Consider the following 18,409-nt stretch of genomic DNA (forward strand, 5'->3'; position numbering starts at 1 on the left):
GATTATGACTGATGCTGTTTGGTTAACTTGGTGGCAATATTATTTTTAGAATATTGAATATGGCGGCGCATCAGCATTTCTGCCAACTCGGCATCTCGATTTGCGATGGCACGCACTATATGTTTGTGTTCGTCGTAGGCTGTTGTAACGCGTGGCCCGGCCATGCCGAGTTGCACCCGATACATTCGCGCCAGGTGATAAATACCATTGCTCAGCATGGCAATAAGCTGCTGATTTTGGCTGCCGACAATAATGCGGTAATGAAAGTCCAGGTCACCCGCTTCCTGATAATAAGATTCGCCGCCTTTGACTTCGTCGAACTGCTCGTTCAACAAGCTATTGAGCTTAGCAATTTCTTCATCTGGCATGTGTTGCGCTGCCAGACGTGCGGCCATACCTTCGAGGGCTTCGCGCACCTGATACAATTCCATCAGACCTTCTTCGCTCAGCGAGACCACTCTGGCCCCCACATTCGGACGACGTTCAACCAAATGACAGGCCTCAAGGCGGTTTATTGCCTCCCGAACAACCGCTCGACTTACCTCATACTTTGTCGACAATTCCATTTCACTCAACTTAGAGCCAGCCGGAATATCACCTTCAACAATCTCTTTTCTAAGCCGGAAAAATGCTTTGTCAGAAGCAGTTACGGCACTTTCATGCATAAAGCTCATTATGTCTTTGCCTTCCGGTCTTGTTAAAAGTTGTAGACAATATAGTGCTGCTTTACGTGTACGTCAACCTGTTCCGGACCAGATTGTCGACAATTTATAATATAGGGAGTATTCATGAGATTTATGGTTGTTTACCGCCACACTGGCTAACATCTTGAACCTGATACCCTGAATAATAAGGGCAAGATAATCGGGCCCTGCTACACTTTTATCCGTATGTTGATTAAAAGGTATGTTTTTGATGGTAAAAACAGTCGTTACCCTGATGCTTGCCCTATTCCTGAGTAGCCTTCATAGCTGGGCTAAGCTCACCGTCGTCACGGAGTTATCCCCACCCAATCAAACCTGGGCTAACGACCAGGTTGGCGGTGTAAGCACCGAACTGGTTAAAGCCATTCTGGATACAGCTGCGCTTGAGGGGGAGTTTTATATGTACCCCTGGGCGCGCGCTTTGAGTATCGCAAAAGATAAGCCAAACACCCTAATCTACAGCATGGCAAAAACTCCACATCGAGAGGCTTTATTTCACTGGATTGGTCCCGTGGCGCTGTTTAACCTTGGCTTTGTAACGAATCAACCTCCTCAGAAAATCCACATTAAGTCGCTGACGGACGCGAAACAATATCGGCTTGCTGTACAAAGAGACGACGTGGCAGCTCAGGTATTGCATAAGCTGGGGTTTGAATTCATCGAGACCGCAGATATTCAACAGTCCTATCACTTACTGGCAGCCAATAAAGTCGACTTGGTTGTGGACGACCCACGCTATATCGGCGCCATAGCACAGGCAATGAAGTTACCAGACAATCACTTTCGCTATGTGCTGGATATTGAACCGCTTAGTGTCAGGGGCTATTTGGCTGTCAGCTTAGCTACGGATCCGGGGCTGGTTGTTCGGCTTCGCAACGCCTACCAGCAACTGATTGATACGCCCTTATATCGCAGAGCGCTTTTTGAGTAAGGCGCTTAGATACGATAAAATCGCGAAGCAATACAAAGAATAAGGCGGTTAGTATGCAAATAGAGCACCCCAGCTCTGAAACAGAAGCTCAAGCACTGCAAGAAGCACTCGCAGCTCAGGTTATTAGTGAAGATCAATTTGACTCCATCAGCACCATTGCAGGCACCGATGTGGCTTATGACGACGCGACAAACCAACTGGTTGGTGCCATTGTGGTATTAGATGCCAGCACACTGGAGATCATAGAAACACAAGTTGTCACCGAAAGTGTGCGTTTCCCATACATTCCCGGTTTGTTCTCATTCAGGGAGTTACCGCCATTACTATCCGCTTTTGAGCGCCTTACTCATAAGCCAGACATGATAGTGTGTGACGGGCAGGGCCTGGCTCACCCAAGACGTTTTGGTCTGGCATGCCACCTTGGTGTAGTCCTGGATATTCCCACCATAGGGTGTGGTAAAACACGACTTACAGGCACACATGAAACGCCACTTGAAACTCGCGGTGCCAGCGCACCGCTGATAGATAACGATCAGGTAATCGGTGAAGTTTTACGGACTCAGGACAACATTAAGCCAGTGTATGTCTCTGTCGGCCATAGAGCTAGTTTGAGCACTGCAAAAGAGTGGATCCTTAAACTCACCCCAAAATATCGCCTGCCAGAAACAACCCGTCAGGCCGATCAACAAGTGAATCGGGCGCTTAAAGCACTGCAAACACAACGATAACAACTGTGCCTCGTGTATTACGGTATGGGCAGAAAAGGAGTAGTTACAAAGACCATGACAAAATCGAAGTATGGCCCCGGAGACTACCATAGGCCTTACTTTGTGGATTATTATAATGATGTGTCTTAGCTAATTTACTATTGAGTGGCTACTTAAATGGATAGAGCATTTGTAGGCTCTATCCAGAGGTTGAAGTTGTTCAAGCTTTTATACTGCTCTAGCTTAAATGGACAATTTTAGGTTTAATAAATGGTCGCTGTCAGCACGAAATTCAGATAAGGCATATCACCCACGTTTGCGACTAGCCAATACGCCCGCTAAACACAAAATCAAGAAGCTCAGGCTACCACCAGAGTCGCCACCTTGAGTATTACCGTTATCAGTACCCGGCGTTTTACCGTTATCAGTACCTGGCGTTTTACTGCCATTATCACTATTACCATCGCCGTTACCGGGCTTTTCATTGTTGTTATCAGCTTCAACAACTTGCAGCTGAACGCTTGCACTGGAAACCGTGGTTTGCTGCCACATTGCATCAACGGATAACTCCACATTACCCAACTCAGCAAACTGTGTTGTTAACTTACCAGTATCCGCTTGCGATGCTATCGGTTCGCCAGCAACATACCATTGATAATGTAGGTCAAGCGGCTCACTGGATGTTAGATTTGCCAGAAAATCTGCGTTCTGGCCTAGCACGACTGTATCAGGTTGCAAAATAACCAGCCCAACAATTTTTGGAGAAATAAGGTCAACCTGCTTTTGGGAAGATTCCATCAGCTTTCCGCCCTGATACACTTCTCGGGTCACAGTATAGATACCGGGTTGTGCGTATTCATGTTCTGGCTCTGCCTCGTGAGATACAGACCCATCACCAAACCGCCAGAAGTACTGTGGACCGCTTGCCGATACAGTGCACGTTATTAGAAATAAAAGGCCAGTCATTACTTTGTACATAGTCACTCCCTGATAGTGATATTGAACCATACGTGACATCAAAACTTCAGTGATGAAGCCAGTGTATGATGGCATTCATTGTAACATAATCGTTAAAAAATAAAATATAGTCCGCTAACAGAATCGCCCAATAGTACGACTTAAGATACGTAAATGTATTCACTTGTATTAGGTATAAAGTCAGATCCAGATAGTAACTTTGCAATCAAGCGTATGCCTGCAATCAGACATACGCTTGTCTCTTACTACTGAAATGCAACCCCATAGGTGCTTAAAGCGGCCTCACACAGCCGCCAGTTCAAAATCCCTCGCTCTGGTGCGCTTGCGTCGATAAAGGTGGGTGCCCACCTCATGTTTCGATACCTTACACTATCCTCTCCAGGGACAATGCCTGCGCGAACAGCCTCTTGGCGTGCAAGCTCACACTGTTTCCAATCCTGCCCTTCACTGGTCGGTAGCTGTAAATCTGATATATCGTAGTTTGCGGGACAGAGCTTACCTCGTTGAACACAAGCCTGCTTCATTTCCTGTACCTTGTTTTCACAGGCATAACCGAAGGGATTATCCCGGCAATATTTGGCAGCATGGAAAGAAAACCAGGCATTGTCATAGGCAAGTACTTTGATACGCTCAACTGCCAGGCGCTGTGCCTCAGGCAAATAAGCATAATAGCTGTTGAGTAGGTTAGTTGCTCTTTGCTCATCCAGAATGGCTTGCTTAAAGTCATCCTCAAGCTCAGTAATCAGCCATTTAGTTGCATTTCTGACTATCTGGTACTCAGGCACCAATGCACGCAATGCCAAAGATGACTTGTCATAGCGGGTTGTGTAGTAACGTACGACATTGTAATCGCTGAGAGAGGTCAGTTGGCTGGTAAATCCAGATTTTGCATATTTCACCGCTTCATAAAACATATCAAAACACGGCTGTGGATTGTCCAAAGAGCAGGTAATGATATTGTTAGGTATGACGGTGAGCAGTTGTTTTGGGTCACCCCCTTGTTGTACCGCTCTTACCGTTATTTTTACCGACGATTTTACGTCATGCTGCAAATATCTGAGCTGCCCACCCACACTGAATACACCACCATATAAGTCAACATCCAGATAGCCGCCTATGTCTGACTTGTCTTTGTTACTACCGAAATCAATCTTTAAGTTAACCAGCACATTTGCACCATACTCAATACCCGTGACAAACTCATCGCCTGCCAATGCTTGTAATTTAGTCTGGTAGTTGTTCGCAATACTCTGCCCAACTTGTGACAGGGTATATCCTGTATTCTGGTTAACAGGCAAAAACAAACGTTTTTTTGGTGTGCTGGACGCACTAAAAGTATAGGAGCTTGAATAAGTACTGGATGCCATTTCTTTAGCGAGCGAAGCCCCCGCAGAAACGCGTACCACTGGAAAGTTTACATTGGTGTCAACACTGCCATTGAGAATACTCAGCATATCGTCATAGCCCATGTCGATACCCGTTTTGAACTGCAACTCAGTGTTACCAAAGCTTTCATCAATAACACCGCTTACTGGCTGCACATTTAAAAAACGCTTCTTTTGGCTGTCGTAAGCCGTTCCAACTTCGATATGGTCATTAATCAGCCCTGAGACAACCGAGCCAGCCAAATGGCCATTGCTCATCTGTGGATCTGCACTTTGTACATATCCACTTACCAGAGCGAGCTTCACCATCAATAATGTAGAGTAAATTGGATTCATATCATCTTCCTTAACGAACAGTGACCAAGTAATCTTCTACTTCACCGTAATGAATTCGGGTACACGCATTATTTGACCCACCTCCGGCGTCCGTCGCAACGCGCATTAGTGTCAAACCTTCGGGTACTGTTGCCGGTACGTTCAGTAAGAATTCGAAAATCCCCGAAGATGCAGAACGATACATCAATTCCGAGGACTCAAACTGGCCATTGTGATTCCAGTCAACCCACACACGCGCTGCAACATACGACGGAAATTCCGGTTCCTTATTGCCCGGCTTAATCGTGACTTTCGATGCCTGATTAGCTCGCAGCACAAACACTTTGCCCGAAATCAGGCTATGAGCATGCTTTTCTGATTGATGCGTGGAGTCATCAACAGTGACTTCTGAAATCCACTCCCATTCATGCTCATAGCTACGATTATCACAATAAGACCTGGGTAACACGGTAGTTTTAAGCGCAACTGGTTCGTACTCCACAGGCATAATTGAACATGCTTCATTCGCACTAGTGCCCGCATACCACTGATACGGGTTTGTAAAATCAGCATTTGCAAACGTCACGTATTGCGCTTTTCCCGCAACCAAAGCTGCGTCTGAGAGCCACAGCTCTTTAAGCTGGCGAAGCTTTTCCTCTTTTTGGACTACATCGGTCGTTCCATACATCTGCTCCCACAGTTCAACCAATAATCCATCGTAACACTTGCTCATCCAGGCAAATCGGCCTTTGGCCTGTTCAACCGTAAGTAAATCTCCTAATTCACTGTATCTGGCTTGCTGATGTTTATCATTGTGTTGCTCTAATACCGAAGCAACAGCCGAACCACTAAAAGCTAGAATTAGTACCAGCAAGGTTAACAAAAATCTGAGTGTATTCATGAGATATCCTTATCTTAGTACGTCACTGATGGCACTATAATCACGCACATACACGAGATTGTCGGCCTCGTAATTAATGCAGTGATTGCCTTCTGGATTGCGCTCGCAATAGTCGACCAAATCAGCAAACAAGTTCGCATTGGCACGACTTTTAGTCTCAATATCCTGTAACTGTATCAATTGCTCTGCAGAAAATTGCGCTGCGTAGTAACGTTGCAGGTTTTTTGCTCGGCGATATACCAGCCGTTCATCTATCCAGCGTGCAGTCAGCTCTTTGATGATGAGTCGAGTCAGGTAATTAGCTGGCGTATAACCACTATCAGGGATGAGTTGTTGAAGTCCTGCACCAGAGTCCAAATATCTGGCTGTATAAGTATCGGTAATATTGTAATCATCCAGTGAATTAAACTGATTGATATAGTCCGTTTTAAGGTAATGTACCGCAGCTTCAAACAGATTGAAGCAAGGTTCAGGGTTTAGCAATGTGCAGTGCATAATACCGTTAGGTATGACTTGCAATAACCTGTTTGGGTCTCCCCCACTTTGGATACCACTGATCGTAATCTTGACTGATTTTCGTTTATCTTCGGCGATTTTCTGGAGGTCTCCCTCGACTTTAACTTTACCTATCCAGTCAACACTAAGATATCCACCAATTGTGCGCTTATCAGCCTCATTTCGATACTCAACTTTCATGTTAATGACAACATTCGAGCCGTAAGCAAACCCCTGAGCAAATCCGTCACCCAAATTGCTTGCTCTGTTTCCGGGATATGCTGTTGCCAATTCCTTCGCGGCTACTGTCGGTTGATAGCCTGTGTCATCGCTTGGAATCAATATTCTGGATTTGGGCTTTATTGAGGAGTAGACGGTATAAGTACCAGTATACCTGTCCGCGCTGATATCCTTAGCATAGTTTGAGCCGGCATCTACTCTCACCGCTGGCAATTCAAAACCCGCGTCTACCTTGCCATCAACGAGTTTAAGTGCTTGCTGATAGCTCAGGTCAACACCGACTCTAAAATCTATATGCGTGTTACCCAGGTGATCGACTTGCCTGCCAAGCACAGATTGCAACCCCAAAAACTGCTTTCCTTTGCTCTGATAAGCCGTGCCAAGTGGCACAATGTCATTGTTCTGACCAATGGTCGTTCGTACTTCTACTTCATGGACAGCTATAGTGTGAGCATGTGCCTGCATCAAAAACAAGACTGCTCCCAATAACAGCATAATCGAAACCACATTACGTATTTTCATTATCATATCTCCATGAAAGGCCCTGTCGGGCCTTAGTCTTTGTCAATCCATGACTACTGCTTCAGGCTGTTCAGATAGTCCTGATGCCAGACCTGAGGCAAACGATTAAGCACATCTTCTGTTGTTTCCACCTCATTGCTAAACTCGTGCTCGCTTTGCATTGCCAGATCCCCAACTTGCAGGCCATTGGCAAACATGCTGAAAGACTCGCCTTGCTGGTAATTGGGGTCTTCGTTATCACGGCCCAGACGAAGGTTGTACACATTGTCGGTGAACTCAATCTCTTCTATCTGAGTGACCATTTCCAACCCACTTTCGGTCAAAATCTTTGCGCCTTGCTCAATTTTGCTGGCCCACACAGCCTTACCTGATTGCATTACAACAGGATGAGATTCTGTTAATAGCAGTGTTTTACCCGACTTGGTTTTGAGCTGGACCATAGGAATGGTTTCAACACCCACAGAAATATCTTCAATCGTCAGAGCTAAATGATGGGCAGGAGAGAACTCGCTGGCACCGAGCACTTGATCTCCCACTTTAAGTTGCTCGATGGGAAGTTGCTTGCCATTTGGCAGAGTGATTAAGGTACCTTCTGCCAGACAACTGTAAACGATTTGCATCTGAGGATGACCTATATCCTGCCAACCACTTTCCATCTCAGTGGAACCAATAACAAAAGAAGCCGTTAGCGGATCTCTTCCAGGGCGAAGTACGTGATCAAGTGCAAAGTGCATGATCCAGTGAGTATCCTGATATCTGCTAAACAAAGTGGCATCCCCAAAAACCCCTTCACTTTGTGGAATATCCCATGATAAGGTTGTCCTATCTACACCGAGAAATTTATCGTAGCTAACCGTCAGTTGCTTCGCAAAAAAATCACTAATGGTCTGAAAATCAGAAACACCAATCGGCACAGCTCCTCCGCCTTCTTTCGTTTGAATAAAGATATTTGAGCCATGATTAACAAAGGTAGGCTTATCAACCACAGGGTTCTCAACTAACGTTATTGTGCCGTTTTCCTCTTTTACTTCCAGCGTAGTAAAGTCCGGCTGATAGATACGAGTCACCTTTCCCATAACATTCAAGCTGCCTTTAAAAGGCACCTTAAGCTTGGTTTGGCTAGTAGGTGTATCTCTTGGGTAGATATTCTCATAATCACAATCACCGTAATTCCGATTAAGACACATGACTATCTTACCGTCCGGCACCCCTTCTCCGGCTTCGGAGCGATTGTCAATTGGCTTTGCAATGTTACTCCCAAAGCCACCTTGATCGGTCGCTGGAAACAAAGAGGCACCTGTTTCGGTAGATGTACCCGTTCCTAGATGGCTGAAATGCCCCAGTTTGGCAAGCAAGGTATCTTTTGAGTATTCCACTACGATATTTCGATCTTCGACTACCTGTTTATTGCTCGCATCACTGTATACTACGGTGACCCAGCCATCAGCAAAGATACGCTCAGAGGCTGCTAGTTTGGAAAGAATGTTTTGCGCTTTGGCATACGAGTGAACAACTTTTCGCTTGGCTTCCTGGCCATCACCAAAATACTCCTTGTATACGGGCATAGTGAGTTGCTCGCCTTTTTCATTGATCAAGCGAAGGTCTATCAAAGTATAATTCGTTGAAACAGTTTTACTGTACAATGCAGATAACACAACAAATGACTCACCAGTTGTATTGCTAGTTGCTACTTCAACTCCCATATGTTTGAAAAAAGAACACAGCTCAGGCCTGCCGCTCGAGCAGTTTTGTAATGAGCTGATGCTCGCACTGTCTGCTACTGATATGTCCCGTTTCAGTCTTTGATCAATCAGCGAAAACAGATGAGGTCGATTATTTTTACTCAGACTATGCTCTGCCAGTCGCGCTTTTAAGTGCTCATTTTTAATCTGCATACTTTGTTGGTAAGCGACATCATGGGTTGCATTTGATGAGCCAGCCAGAGAATCTGGCATAACAAATACCGTCCCCAGTGCAAGTGCAATGGATAAATAGAGAGGTTTCATATTTTATTCCCTTAATATGGAGAGTTATTTGAGCAAACGCTCAGGTCCCGCCAACAATATGCCAGCGAAACCCTACAGCAATTCATTCAATTAAGTCGGATGGAACCCTTTATGAGTTTTTTGCGGTGTGGCTATTTTTATTTGACAGGCTAATAAATATGACAACTCACTGTACGTATACATGCGTGAGCTTGTTTCAGACCTCTGCTCAATGCAAGTCTTAGCATCAATCGAATACGAAGTTGCACTTGAGAAGGAAACATCTGTTAAACCATTTACATTCACAGACTGTTTAATGTCACCCGAAGGTTGAGCCGTATTTTGTACGAAGCTGTTGGTAAACTTAACTTTATTATTGCTGTGAATTTCGAAACTAAAATTTGTAGGCGACCACGCACCAGTGCTTGAGAAGCCGATTTTTACATCAAAGATTTGACCCTCATCTACACTTCCACATGTAAAGAAAAAACTATATCCGTGACCAACCACCACACGCATCATTGTTTTACCCGGCAGAAAACTTTCGGGCAAAGTAAAAGCAACCAGCCCCGTATCCGTTACCTCTTTTACGAGATAAACTTCCTGCTCTTCATACGAACCATTACGGTTGGTATCCAGCAATACAGTCACTTTTTGACCTACAGCACCTAGCCCCAGGTCAATGATGTTCTGCTGTTTCAAATATAAACGCAGAGGCTGGTCCAATATCTCCTGATAGCTCTGTGGCAACAACGACAAATTATCACCATTAATCAGAACACGACTCATAAGGTCTGGATTTTCGCCTCCAAATAATGGTGGGCAAACTACCCCCAGAGGGCGTGAATAATAATCCCGAAAGGCAAACAGCTCCTTGCCATCTGTTTTGACCACTTTGAGTTGAAACCGAGTAAGCAATTCAGGCTCAATAACGTTCGCCCTTTGTAAGAACGGATAAATCGCATCGCTGGACGCTCGCTCCCAGTATTCAGTGACCTCATTACCCCAGTCCACAGCGATCCGTTCTATTTCATCAATAGGTAGTGTTTCAATCAAATATCTGAACTCATCATACTGTGGTACTGCCGTGACCGGCAGGCTGGAAATCCCAGATGAGTGCGCCACCAACCCCACCTGGTGCAACGCCTCATCGACATTACTTTGTGCTTCCTGTACTGGCTTATTCACAACATCTGAATCTGCAACGAATATCAAGCAGGTCGCTGCATCATCGAAACTGGCATTGGCTGGCAGGCAGGATACATTTGCTTTCAGATATAGCTTAAACGCTTCTTTAATTGTCCAGCCATAGGTTTTCACTAGCTCATAAAACGCTTTTCTGAAAACTCCCCCAACGTCGTAGGTAGACATGTTCGCACGATACATACTCATGTGGTCAATACCTCGGCCATCCATAGACGGGAGGGCAAAATAACGATGCCCTACGTCCTGGGTTTTAACATCCCAGCCGAGCCACCACTTTTTATCGTCTTGCGGGCGTCCTGTGCCATCCAATGTTTGCGTTAAAAATGGCTCTGAGGTACTAAAGCTGCCAGAGGCTCTGCGCTGTAAGTAATCCAGTACGGCAAGGCTAGAAATATCTGAGAACGCTTGATAAAAAGCGCCTGCTTCCCCCTGACTTTTCAGCTGACTATTCCAGTATGTCAATGCATACGCAGCCTCGTGGGCGACTACGCTCGACACAGTCAGCGAATAATTAAAATAGCTGTCGCCACTACCAAAATTAGTATAAGTACCATCCCAATAAGCATTGTTCATGCTAAAAAAATTCCGATGCACTCTCTGTTTTAGTTTGTGAAGGCAATATCCGTTTTCTGCGCAATGAGCATCTTGTTCTGGAAATAGCTCACCCAGCTGTTTGTGAAAAAACTGCATTGTCAGCCCACCATAAAAGTGAGCTTCATTCACAGAGCCGTAACTAAACCGTTGATAGTAAAGTTGATCGACATTAGTTCGATCAAAATTTTCAAGTTTATCATTGCAGTCAAACTCACTAGGCTCTGTTTCATGAATTCTATTGTCAATCGTCTGCACATATGGGTTTTCTAAAAAACAGCGTCCCCCCTCTTTTCTGACAACAAAAGGGTAGCCATCAAATTCAGCAAAGATGAGCGGTCGATCTGTGTTGCTGATATCATTGAATAGCAACTCAGTTGAAGCGCTGGTTGTTTCATCATATTGATATCTGAGGCAAGCCTCCATTGTTGAAGGCTGTGGTGAATAACAAATAGCCCCCATTTTCTCGTTACCACCTATGCCACCAGCAGCAACGTATTGTTCGTCACTAGAAAGCGGTTTAACGTCTTGCTCATCACTGGAAACGTGAACGACCCCTTGCTCAGATTTAAGTACATTCAGGGTGTCCGCGTCTATGGTAAGTATACGTACGCCCTCTTTCGAAGTGGCGGAGACCTGAAACACACCGACTAAACGGCCTTGCCAAGTCAAATACGCCCGCTTGAGATGTTGTAATTTCGTCCCGGAAGCTATGCCTGCTCCTGATACCAGTTTCTGTTCTATATCTGTCAGAGGCATGTGGAAGTAATGCCCATCGGAGGCACTCTCTATCTCTTGTGCTCTCAAGGTCACACCCAGACCCTGCACGACTTTATCAGTACCGTCTTTGACGAGGACAAACTGAGCTCCTATCACCGGTATGTCACGATAAAAAGCCTGATAATGCTCAAAGCGTTTGGTACTTCCTATCGTTTTTATCCGTTGATAACTCAATCCTTTTTCCGCTTTGTCCGCATCCGCTGAAAGGGCGAAGGTTCGAGTCTGCTTGTGCAGTTCATGTTCAATTTCATGCCACAAGTGTTGCTGATTCAATAATGAGTGTGTATCGATCCACTGCGTCTCAGCGTAGCTAACACAACTGAACCAACATAGAAAGGCCGCCAAAGAGGCTTTAATAATAGGCATTCACTCTCTCCCTGAATACGTACTGTTTATAAACTAGATGTTTTCCTTTTAAGCTTGAAACGGGCTTGTCGCTGGCACCATGAGGTCATTGCGACTTATAATTGAATATTCAAGCCTATTGCGTTACGTCATAAAAGCGTAATGTACAAACACCCACAATGAAACAAAAAACAAACAACCTGTTAAAATTTCATGTTCATTCCTGCACGTTGAATACACTCGGTTGTAGAAAATAAAAACAATGCCAAAGCACTATTTAAAACAGTATTTTATCGACTTGGCGGTGATTGCTGCCGTTATTTTAATAATAAGGCTCAAAAAATTAATAAGTTAGTAGATATTTCAAATGGCTAAGAAGAATACGCCATGGTTTCATTGGAGAACTATTTGCATTTTCAGTACTCAAGCACCGAGTGGAAATATGTCTCTGGTGTACAGAGTCTAATTTGGGCATGCGCAATGTTACTCTCGGTTATCTATACACAGAGAACATGCTGTTTGTACCTGCATTTTGTAGCTTGCATTCTGCGGCGTATCACTGAAAACTAAGAAGGCACTGGCAGAACTCACCCCTGCCAGTACTTAGCAAACAACTGTGGATAGGTTTGTTTTAACACTTTGGGTTTATTTTTAAACTGTTTGCCCTGTGGCGCATAGTTCACTGTGTTGTGATAGGGCAGCTCCTGCTCCGTTTTTTGCTCGTAGAGCAAGCCTGCTGTCAGGTCCAGTTCGTCGCAGTAAGGGTAAGGCAGGTTGTCGCGCAGAGGCATGTCTTCAATGCTTGCCAGAGTATCTGGCTGGGTCAGCACCTGCTCTACCACGGCTTCGCCCTGAGTCAGCAACCAGTTGCAGAAATCCAGGAAATCATATTCACTATTGCAGCCGCAGGTCACATAGGCTGCACCCCAGATATCCCAGTGCCATAAGCGTCTGAGTTGCTTGCTGTAGTGTGTGTCAAAATCGGCAATGTCTGTATCAGACAGTGTTTCCAGTCTGGTTTTTAGTTGCGCCGCTTTATCTTTGCTTTGGTTGTCAATGGCAATGAGCTGCCAGAATTGGGTCAGATCCATGGAATAAAACACATCAGGAATTCATGATGCGATCTTATCACAGCCTGTTAATTGAAAGGTATGCTAAGTGAATCACAGACACAAAAAAAGCAAGCCTTAGCCTGCTTTTTCTCTCAGGGTACTAAGCTTTTAATTACAGCTTAACGATTTCTTCTGCCTGAGGACCTTTTTGGCCTTGAGTCAGTTTAAACTCAACACGCTCGCCTTCAGCAAGGGTGCGGAAACCGTCACCTTTGATTGCACTGAAGTGTGCGAATACATCTGGGCCATTTTCCTGAGCGATGAAACCAAAACCTTTTGATTCGTTAAACCACTTTACGGTACCTGTTAAAGTATTAGACATAATAGTAAATCCTGAATATTAAAATGATGCCAATCCCTAAAAGCTAACCTCTGCCCTGTTGCAAAGGATCCTTCTATACAAAAAACTGGCAAACCTATGCCCATGTGGGCGCATAGACCTAAATTTTGCCGGTGATAAAACTTCAGGACGGTACTACTACAAGCAAAAACTTATACAACAACGTAATGGAGATTTATAAACACTGACCCAAATTCTGTCTACGTTCATCTTATCGGGCTGCCCCTCTAAGTCAACTAATTTTTAATCATATTTGTTAATTCCTGATGACACAAACAAGTCGCTTTCAAGGCAGAGGAGATAAGGGTGTACCTTTTTTATTTTAGCTATTTGACAGGACTATGATCGAGGGCAAATTGTGGCTAATTTAACCGGATATAACACCTTTAGAGACTATGCTTTGCAACTAAACTGGGTATAATCCAGCGCAGATCCACTAAGGCGCTTTTTATGCTTAAAGAAATCTTTTTGTTAATAACCAGAGTTATTGTGTTATGCGCTTTCAGTGCATCAATTGGGGCTGCACCATTGACAATATCCTACCTGCAACATCCCAGCGTCCGAGATCAGGCCTTGCCATTAGTTCAGGCGGCATATGCTCAAGCAGGTATCAAAGCCAACTTTATTTCCATGCCCGCGCACCGTGTGCTTCACGAAATTACAGCAGAGCATACAGACGGCGACGTCATTCTGGCACAGGAGATATTCGCCCCTTTCAAAGATGTCATTTCTGTGGGTCCGGCGTTGACCGAAGTTGACTTTGTGCTCTTGTGTGTTGCGAATGTGCCTTGCGACAACTCCGTGCTGGTGGCAACACCCAGTACCATAGTCGCGACCGATCAGTCCAAGCGCGTGCTACTCACTAAGTACCCGCAGGCGCAAAGAAATCAGTTTTATCAGATTAATAACTTAGGCAAGTTGCCCGAGCTACTCAATCTGCATCGCTTCGATTATGCAATCTTTGTGGTATCAACTCAGTGGCCGCTACCCGACTCACTCGCGCATTTGAATGTGCATCATTTATTCAGTTCAAAAGCCTATCATGTGCTGCATAAAAAGCATGCATCAATGGCTGCACAACTGTCATTGGCTATTGCAACTGTGAAGGCACAAAAAGGTCTGTAGCAAAGTCTCTTTGACTGCCAGCTCAAGGTTGCGCTATGAGCCCGGACACAGGAAATCTCAGTACTATGCTCAAGCCATTTTGATAACGGCTGACATACACCGTGCCCGCCAGATCATTCAAAGCAATACGCTTAACATGGGCCAAACCCAACCCCGACCCTGCAACCTGTTTCTTAGTTGAATAAAAAGGTGCAAAAATATCTTCCGGATGTATCAGGTTCACGCCAGCGCCATTATCACTGACTCTGAGCTTGAGCTCCTGATTTTTAACCTTTGCGCCTATTTTGATGGTTGGCTGTTCAACGCCATCGAATGCATGTTCAATTGCATTCGTAATCAAATGGTTGAGTGCTTCTATCAAACTAGCGGGCTTGAGGTGTAATAATACGTCTGCACTTGGGTCGGTGTCGATTTGAAGCGTGATCTCTTTCTCTTCTAACGAAGGCGCCCATACCTCTGCCAGCGAATTAAAAACGTCTGTAATACGGCATACTGTCGAAACCCCATTGTGACACTGCACAATAGACTGCTTAAGCCGATCAATCTTATCGTCAATCTGATAAAGGTTACGTGCCAGTAAGGCCGCTGCCTGACCAATGCAGTCTGCCTGTTTGCGGATTTCCCCCATGGACTCAGGCCCGTCATCTAATGTTTGCAAAAGTCGGCTGGCCGACTCAACCAACATAGATGCAGACGTCACACTCACGCCCAGTGGCGTATTCAGTTCATGAGCCAGCCCCATGGTCATTAATGTCTGCTCTTTAAATGCCTCTTTATGATCTTGCTCCTTTTGCTCCGCCAGCATTCTCAATTGCAATTCAAACAAATGTTTCAGTGAGCTGAGCATGGCTCTGGTTTTGCCATCAAAGGTGTTTTCTTTGTCATCTAGCACACATACTGTGCCAAAAACAGAGTCATCAACATTCTTAATTGGCAAACCAAGATAAGCTATCATGCCTAGTTTGATATCTGGGTTATGATCCCAGATTGGATCTTTGAGGGCGTTGGGAACACACAACTCATGTTGTGTTTTTATCACTGTTTCACAATAAAGCCCGGATTGATCCCAACACTCGCTATCGCCAATCTCGTAAGGATTTTTGCTGTTGAGGCTTTTATTAAACACACTCAGGTGAGCACCATTAAGCTTCATGATCAATGCAACAGGCACCTCCAGCAACTCCGCCACCCGAGTTAATAGTTCATTCCATTGTATAACCAATTCATCTGATAAAGTGTTGGTGTTCACGCGCCGCTCCTAGCAAGCCCTTTGCTGGCAACATACCTTTAGGACCTGCTATCTGAGTATAGCTTGAACCCACCAATTTAAGTGCGTATTTGTGGTCTATGAGGTACTTTTCAGTGCCAGGTGGGCAGTAATATCCTCTGCGCTGAGTGGCTCTCCCAAATGATAACCCTGCAGCAGAGGGCAGCCCATCTCGGTGAGTAACCTGGCTTGTTCAGTGGTTTCTACTCCTTCAGCGCAGCAAATAACACCGAGGTTGTTGGCCAGGATCAATATCGAACTCACCACGCCCGAAGCCTTACCTGTAATCAATCCCTTTGTTAGCTCGGGGTCCAGTTTAAGGACATCAAAGTGGAATGCATGAAGTTCATTTATGCTGGTTTGACAGGCGTCAAAGTCGTCAATTGCCAGAGTAAACCCAGCCTGACGCCATGTGCTAACCACCGAGCTAAGTTCTGCTCCAAGCAACGACAGCTGCTTTTCAGAAATCTCAATTTCTATATGCTGGGGTAGTAGGCCATGTGAGGATAAGCAGCGGTTAAGCGTTTGCAATGCGTCATCGTGTTGTAGTGCTTTTACTGCAAAGTTGATACTTAACCTGAGTTCCGGGTGCTGTGCCTGCCATTGCGCAAAATGGCTCAACGCTTGCTCCCAAAGCCTGATCTGCAACGTCATCAGAGCGCCCAAATCCGCTATCTGACCGATAAAATGAGTCGCTTCGACCAGGGTACCTTCTTTGTGCCAGCGTGCTAACATTTCCAGCTGAACAACACGGCCATCCGCTGCATTCACAACAGGCTGAAAATAAGGTACAAACTTATCCTCAGATATCGCCTCCAGAATGGCCTGCTCCAAAACCTGGTTTTGTTCAGCTTCGTCATCCAGTTGTGAACAGTAAAACTGCATGCCACCTTTGCCAGACTTCTTTGCCCGGTACATGGCGCTGTCGGCGTGTTTCATTAACACTTCGGCGTTGTCACCGTCATCGGGGTATAAAGCCACACCAGCACTCAAAGTCGCCTGCACTTCGACGCCTTTGATCTCGTACCGACCACACACTTTATCAAGCACTTTCTTGATAACAGTGACGACATGCCGTTTATCTTCAATGGCATCGAGCAACAGCACGAACTCATCGCCTCCCATTCGAGACACCGTGTCACATGCCCTGATAGCATCGGTCAGTCGGTGCGCTATCTGCTTCAAAAGCAGGTCACCAAAGTCATGCCCTAGTGAGTCGTTAATTTTTTTAAACTTATTGAGGTCCATAAACACAACGGCAAACTGATGACGGTTGCGTAATGCACGTTTACAGGCCTGAATCAGCCTGTCTTGTAACAATAGTCGATTCGGCAAACCGGTCAGTGCATCATGGTGAGCCAGGTGATTCATTTTACGTTTAAGCGCCCGCGATTCAGTCACATCCTGGAAAATCATCACGGCCCCAATCACTTTACCTGCGTTGTTGTAGACCGGAGAGCAGGAATCATCAATCGCAAACTCCAGCCCGAGATGATTTCGAAAGCAGGTAGAATCCGGCAAGCTAATCGTTTGTTGGTTGCGCATACAAACCGCCATCTGATCTTCAATGAGCCTGTCACTGCCCTCGTGATAAAGCGGCATAACCTCAGTAATAGGCAGCCCTTTAACCTCTTCGGTCAGCAAGGCTAAGACGGCCTCGGCGACCGGATTCATAAAGATCACTCGGCTCTCTACATCGCAGCAAATTACGCCGTCGCCTATGGAGCTCAGTGTCACGGCTAACAGCTCGCTGTCTGTGTCAGCCTGACCAAGATGAGGAGAAAGATGTAAATAGCGAGCCAGATGAAGATTGCGTTGCTCAGAGCTCTGCAACTCAAACAACCCCGTCACACGTTCGCTGTGCGCACTAACCAAAGTCAATTTAACCACCTGACCATTTTTTGGCTGTTCCAGCCACGCTGCAAGCCTTGCCCAGCTATCTGGTTCAAGTAATTCATGCAGGTTATAAGCAAACAGTGCTTTATGGGTTTTATTCAGCGCTTTAGTTAAGCCATCACTCATACTGACCAAGCTCGCATCCGAGCTAAATACAAACTGATATCCCGGGTTCGCCTGAAATGCCTCCAGATAAAAATGATGGGCCTCATGGTGTTCACTACTGCTGATAACTCCCCGTTGGCGATTTAACCCCCACACCACCAACCCCGCCATCAAAGCAAACACGCCCCCTGTGGCCAACGCAAACACCATTGGGTTGGCCAATAAAATAGCGGGTGATGGAGTTGCTGCGCTTGCCTGCCACCCCATGGCAGAGAAACACAGACAAACTATTGATTGCAACGCAGCGGGTTTCACTCAGGCTCCGATTTTTTTTATGTCGCACCTGTCAAGCTTAGTCGCAATCTCGTCACTTTGGTAATGCTTAAGAGTACTTTTGAAGCCTTTGTTAATGAAAGGGTTTAAGGTTGTGGAGAACATTTTCACTGGGTGTGCAATTATGCCGATTTCTGGAATTTCAG

Annotated in this window: 14 protein-coding genes; 3 read left to right on the forward strand and 11 right to left on the reverse strand. The window is 45.4% G+C overall.

Annotated features, from left to right (window positions below):
- Positions 1 to 2: 2 nt before the first annotated feature.
- Positions 3 to 674 (reverse strand): GntR family transcriptional regulator, encoded by a 672-nt coding sequence (locus tag CWB98_RS10840; RefSeq protein ID WP_046007265.1) that lies wholly within the window; start codon positions 672 to 674, stop codon positions 3 to 5.
- A 241-nt stretch (positions 675 to 915) separates the two neighbouring features.
- Here CWB98_RS10840 and CWB98_RS10845 point away from each other — a divergent pair, with 241 nt between their 5' ends.
- Both CWB98_RS10845 and nfi read left to right on the forward strand, forming a co-directional pair.
- Positions 916 to 1,635 carry a substrate-binding periplasmic protein gene (locus CWB98_RS10845; protein ID WP_138545048.1) on the forward strand — a complete coding sequence of 240 codons (720 nt, stop codon included), beginning with the start codon at positions 916 to 918 and terminating at the stop codon, positions 1,633 to 1,635.
- A gap of 53 nt (positions 1,636 to 1,688) precedes the next feature.
- Positions 1,689 to 2,363 (forward strand): deoxyribonuclease V, encoded by a 675-nt coding sequence (gene nfi / locus CWB98_RS10850; protein WP_138544891.1) that lies wholly within the window; start codon positions 1,689 to 1,691, stop codon positions 2,361 to 2,363.
- A 285-nt stretch (positions 2,364 to 2,648) separates the two neighbouring features.
- Here the strand turns inward: nfi and CWB98_RS10855 are convergent, their stop codons facing one another.
- The 8 genes from CWB98_RS10855 to CWB98_RS10890 form a co-directional block, all read right to left on the reverse strand.
- A complete protein-coding gene (locus CWB98_RS10855; RefSeq protein WP_171045626.1) occupies positions 2,649 to 3,320 on the reverse strand; it encodes a PKD domain-containing protein in 672 nt (223 codons plus the stop codon).
- Between the two features lie 245 nt (positions 3,321 to 3,565).
- Positions 3,566 to 5,041 (reverse strand): internalin, encoded by a 1,476-nt coding sequence (locus CWB98_RS10860; RefSeq protein WP_138544893.1) that lies wholly within the window; start codon positions 5,039 to 5,041, stop codon positions 3,566 to 3,568.
- Between the two features lie 10 nt (positions 5,042 to 5,051).
- Entirely contained in the window at positions 5,052 to 5,921 is an 870-nt protein-coding gene (locus CWB98_RS10865; protein WP_138544894.1) for a GEVED domain-containing protein, read from the reverse strand.
- Positions 5,922 to 5,930: 9 nt separating this feature from the next.
- Positions 5,931 to 7,178 carry a hypothetical protein gene (locus CWB98_RS10870; RefSeq protein WP_138544895.1) on the reverse strand — a complete coding sequence of 416 codons (1,248 nt, stop codon included), beginning with the start codon at positions 7,176 to 7,178 and terminating at the stop codon, positions 5,931 to 5,933.
- 53 nt (positions 7,179 to 7,231) lie between these two features.
- Positions 7,232 to 9,184, reverse strand: coding sequence for a Hint domain-containing protein (locus CWB98_RS10875; protein ID WP_138544896.1), 1,953 nt, complete (start codon positions 9,182 to 9,184; stop codon positions 7,232 to 7,234).
- A gap of 90 nt (positions 9,185 to 9,274) precedes the next feature.
- Complete coding sequence (locus tag CWB98_RS10880) at positions 9,275 to 11,773, reverse strand: M4 family metallopeptidase (RefSeq protein WP_171045627.1); 2,499 nt, start codon at positions 11,771 to 11,773, stop codon at positions 9,275 to 9,277.
- Positions 11,774 to 12,672: 899 nt separating this feature from the next.
- The gene (locus CWB98_RS10885) at positions 12,673 to 13,176 is read right to left on the reverse strand and encodes a DUF4240 domain-containing protein (RefSeq protein ID WP_138544898.1); all 504 of its coding nucleotides are present in this window, start codon (positions 13,174 to 13,176) and stop codon (positions 12,673 to 12,675) included.
- A gap of 133 nt (positions 13,177 to 13,309) precedes the next feature.
- Entirely contained in the window at positions 13,310 to 13,519 is a 210-nt protein-coding gene (locus CWB98_RS10890) for a cold-shock protein (protein ID WP_010380108.1), read from the reverse strand.
- Between the two features lie 468 nt (positions 13,520 to 13,987).
- Between CWB98_RS10890 and CWB98_RS10895 the strand changes: the two genes are divergently transcribed.
- Complete coding sequence (locus CWB98_RS10895) at positions 13,988 to 14,662, forward strand: hypothetical protein (RefSeq protein ID WP_138544899.1); 675 nt, start codon at positions 13,988 to 13,990, stop codon at positions 14,660 to 14,662.
- Positions 14,663 to 14,684: 22 nt separating this feature from the next.
- On the opposite strand, the gene CWB98_RS10900 is transcribed toward CWB98_RS10895, so the two are convergent.
- Positions 14,685 to 15,911 carry a GAF domain-containing sensor histidine kinase gene (locus CWB98_RS10900; protein ID WP_138544900.1) on the reverse strand — a complete coding sequence of 409 codons (1,227 nt, stop codon included), beginning with the start codon at positions 15,909 to 15,911 and terminating at the stop codon, positions 14,685 to 14,687.
- A 96-nt stretch (positions 15,912 to 16,007) separates the two neighbouring features.
- Positions 16,008 to 18,245 (reverse strand): putative bifunctional diguanylate cyclase/phosphodiesterase, encoded by a 2,238-nt coding sequence (locus tag CWB98_RS10905; RefSeq protein ID WP_138544901.1) that lies wholly within the window; start codon positions 18,243 to 18,245, stop codon positions 16,008 to 16,010.
- Between the last annotated feature and the right edge of the window lie 164 nt (positions 18,246 to 18,409).

The sequence above is a fragment of the Pseudoalteromonas rubra genome (genome assembly GCF_005887115.1).
Lineage (GTDB): Bacteria > Pseudomonadota > Gammaproteobacteria > Enterobacterales > Alteromonadaceae > Pseudoalteromonas > Pseudoalteromonas rubra_F.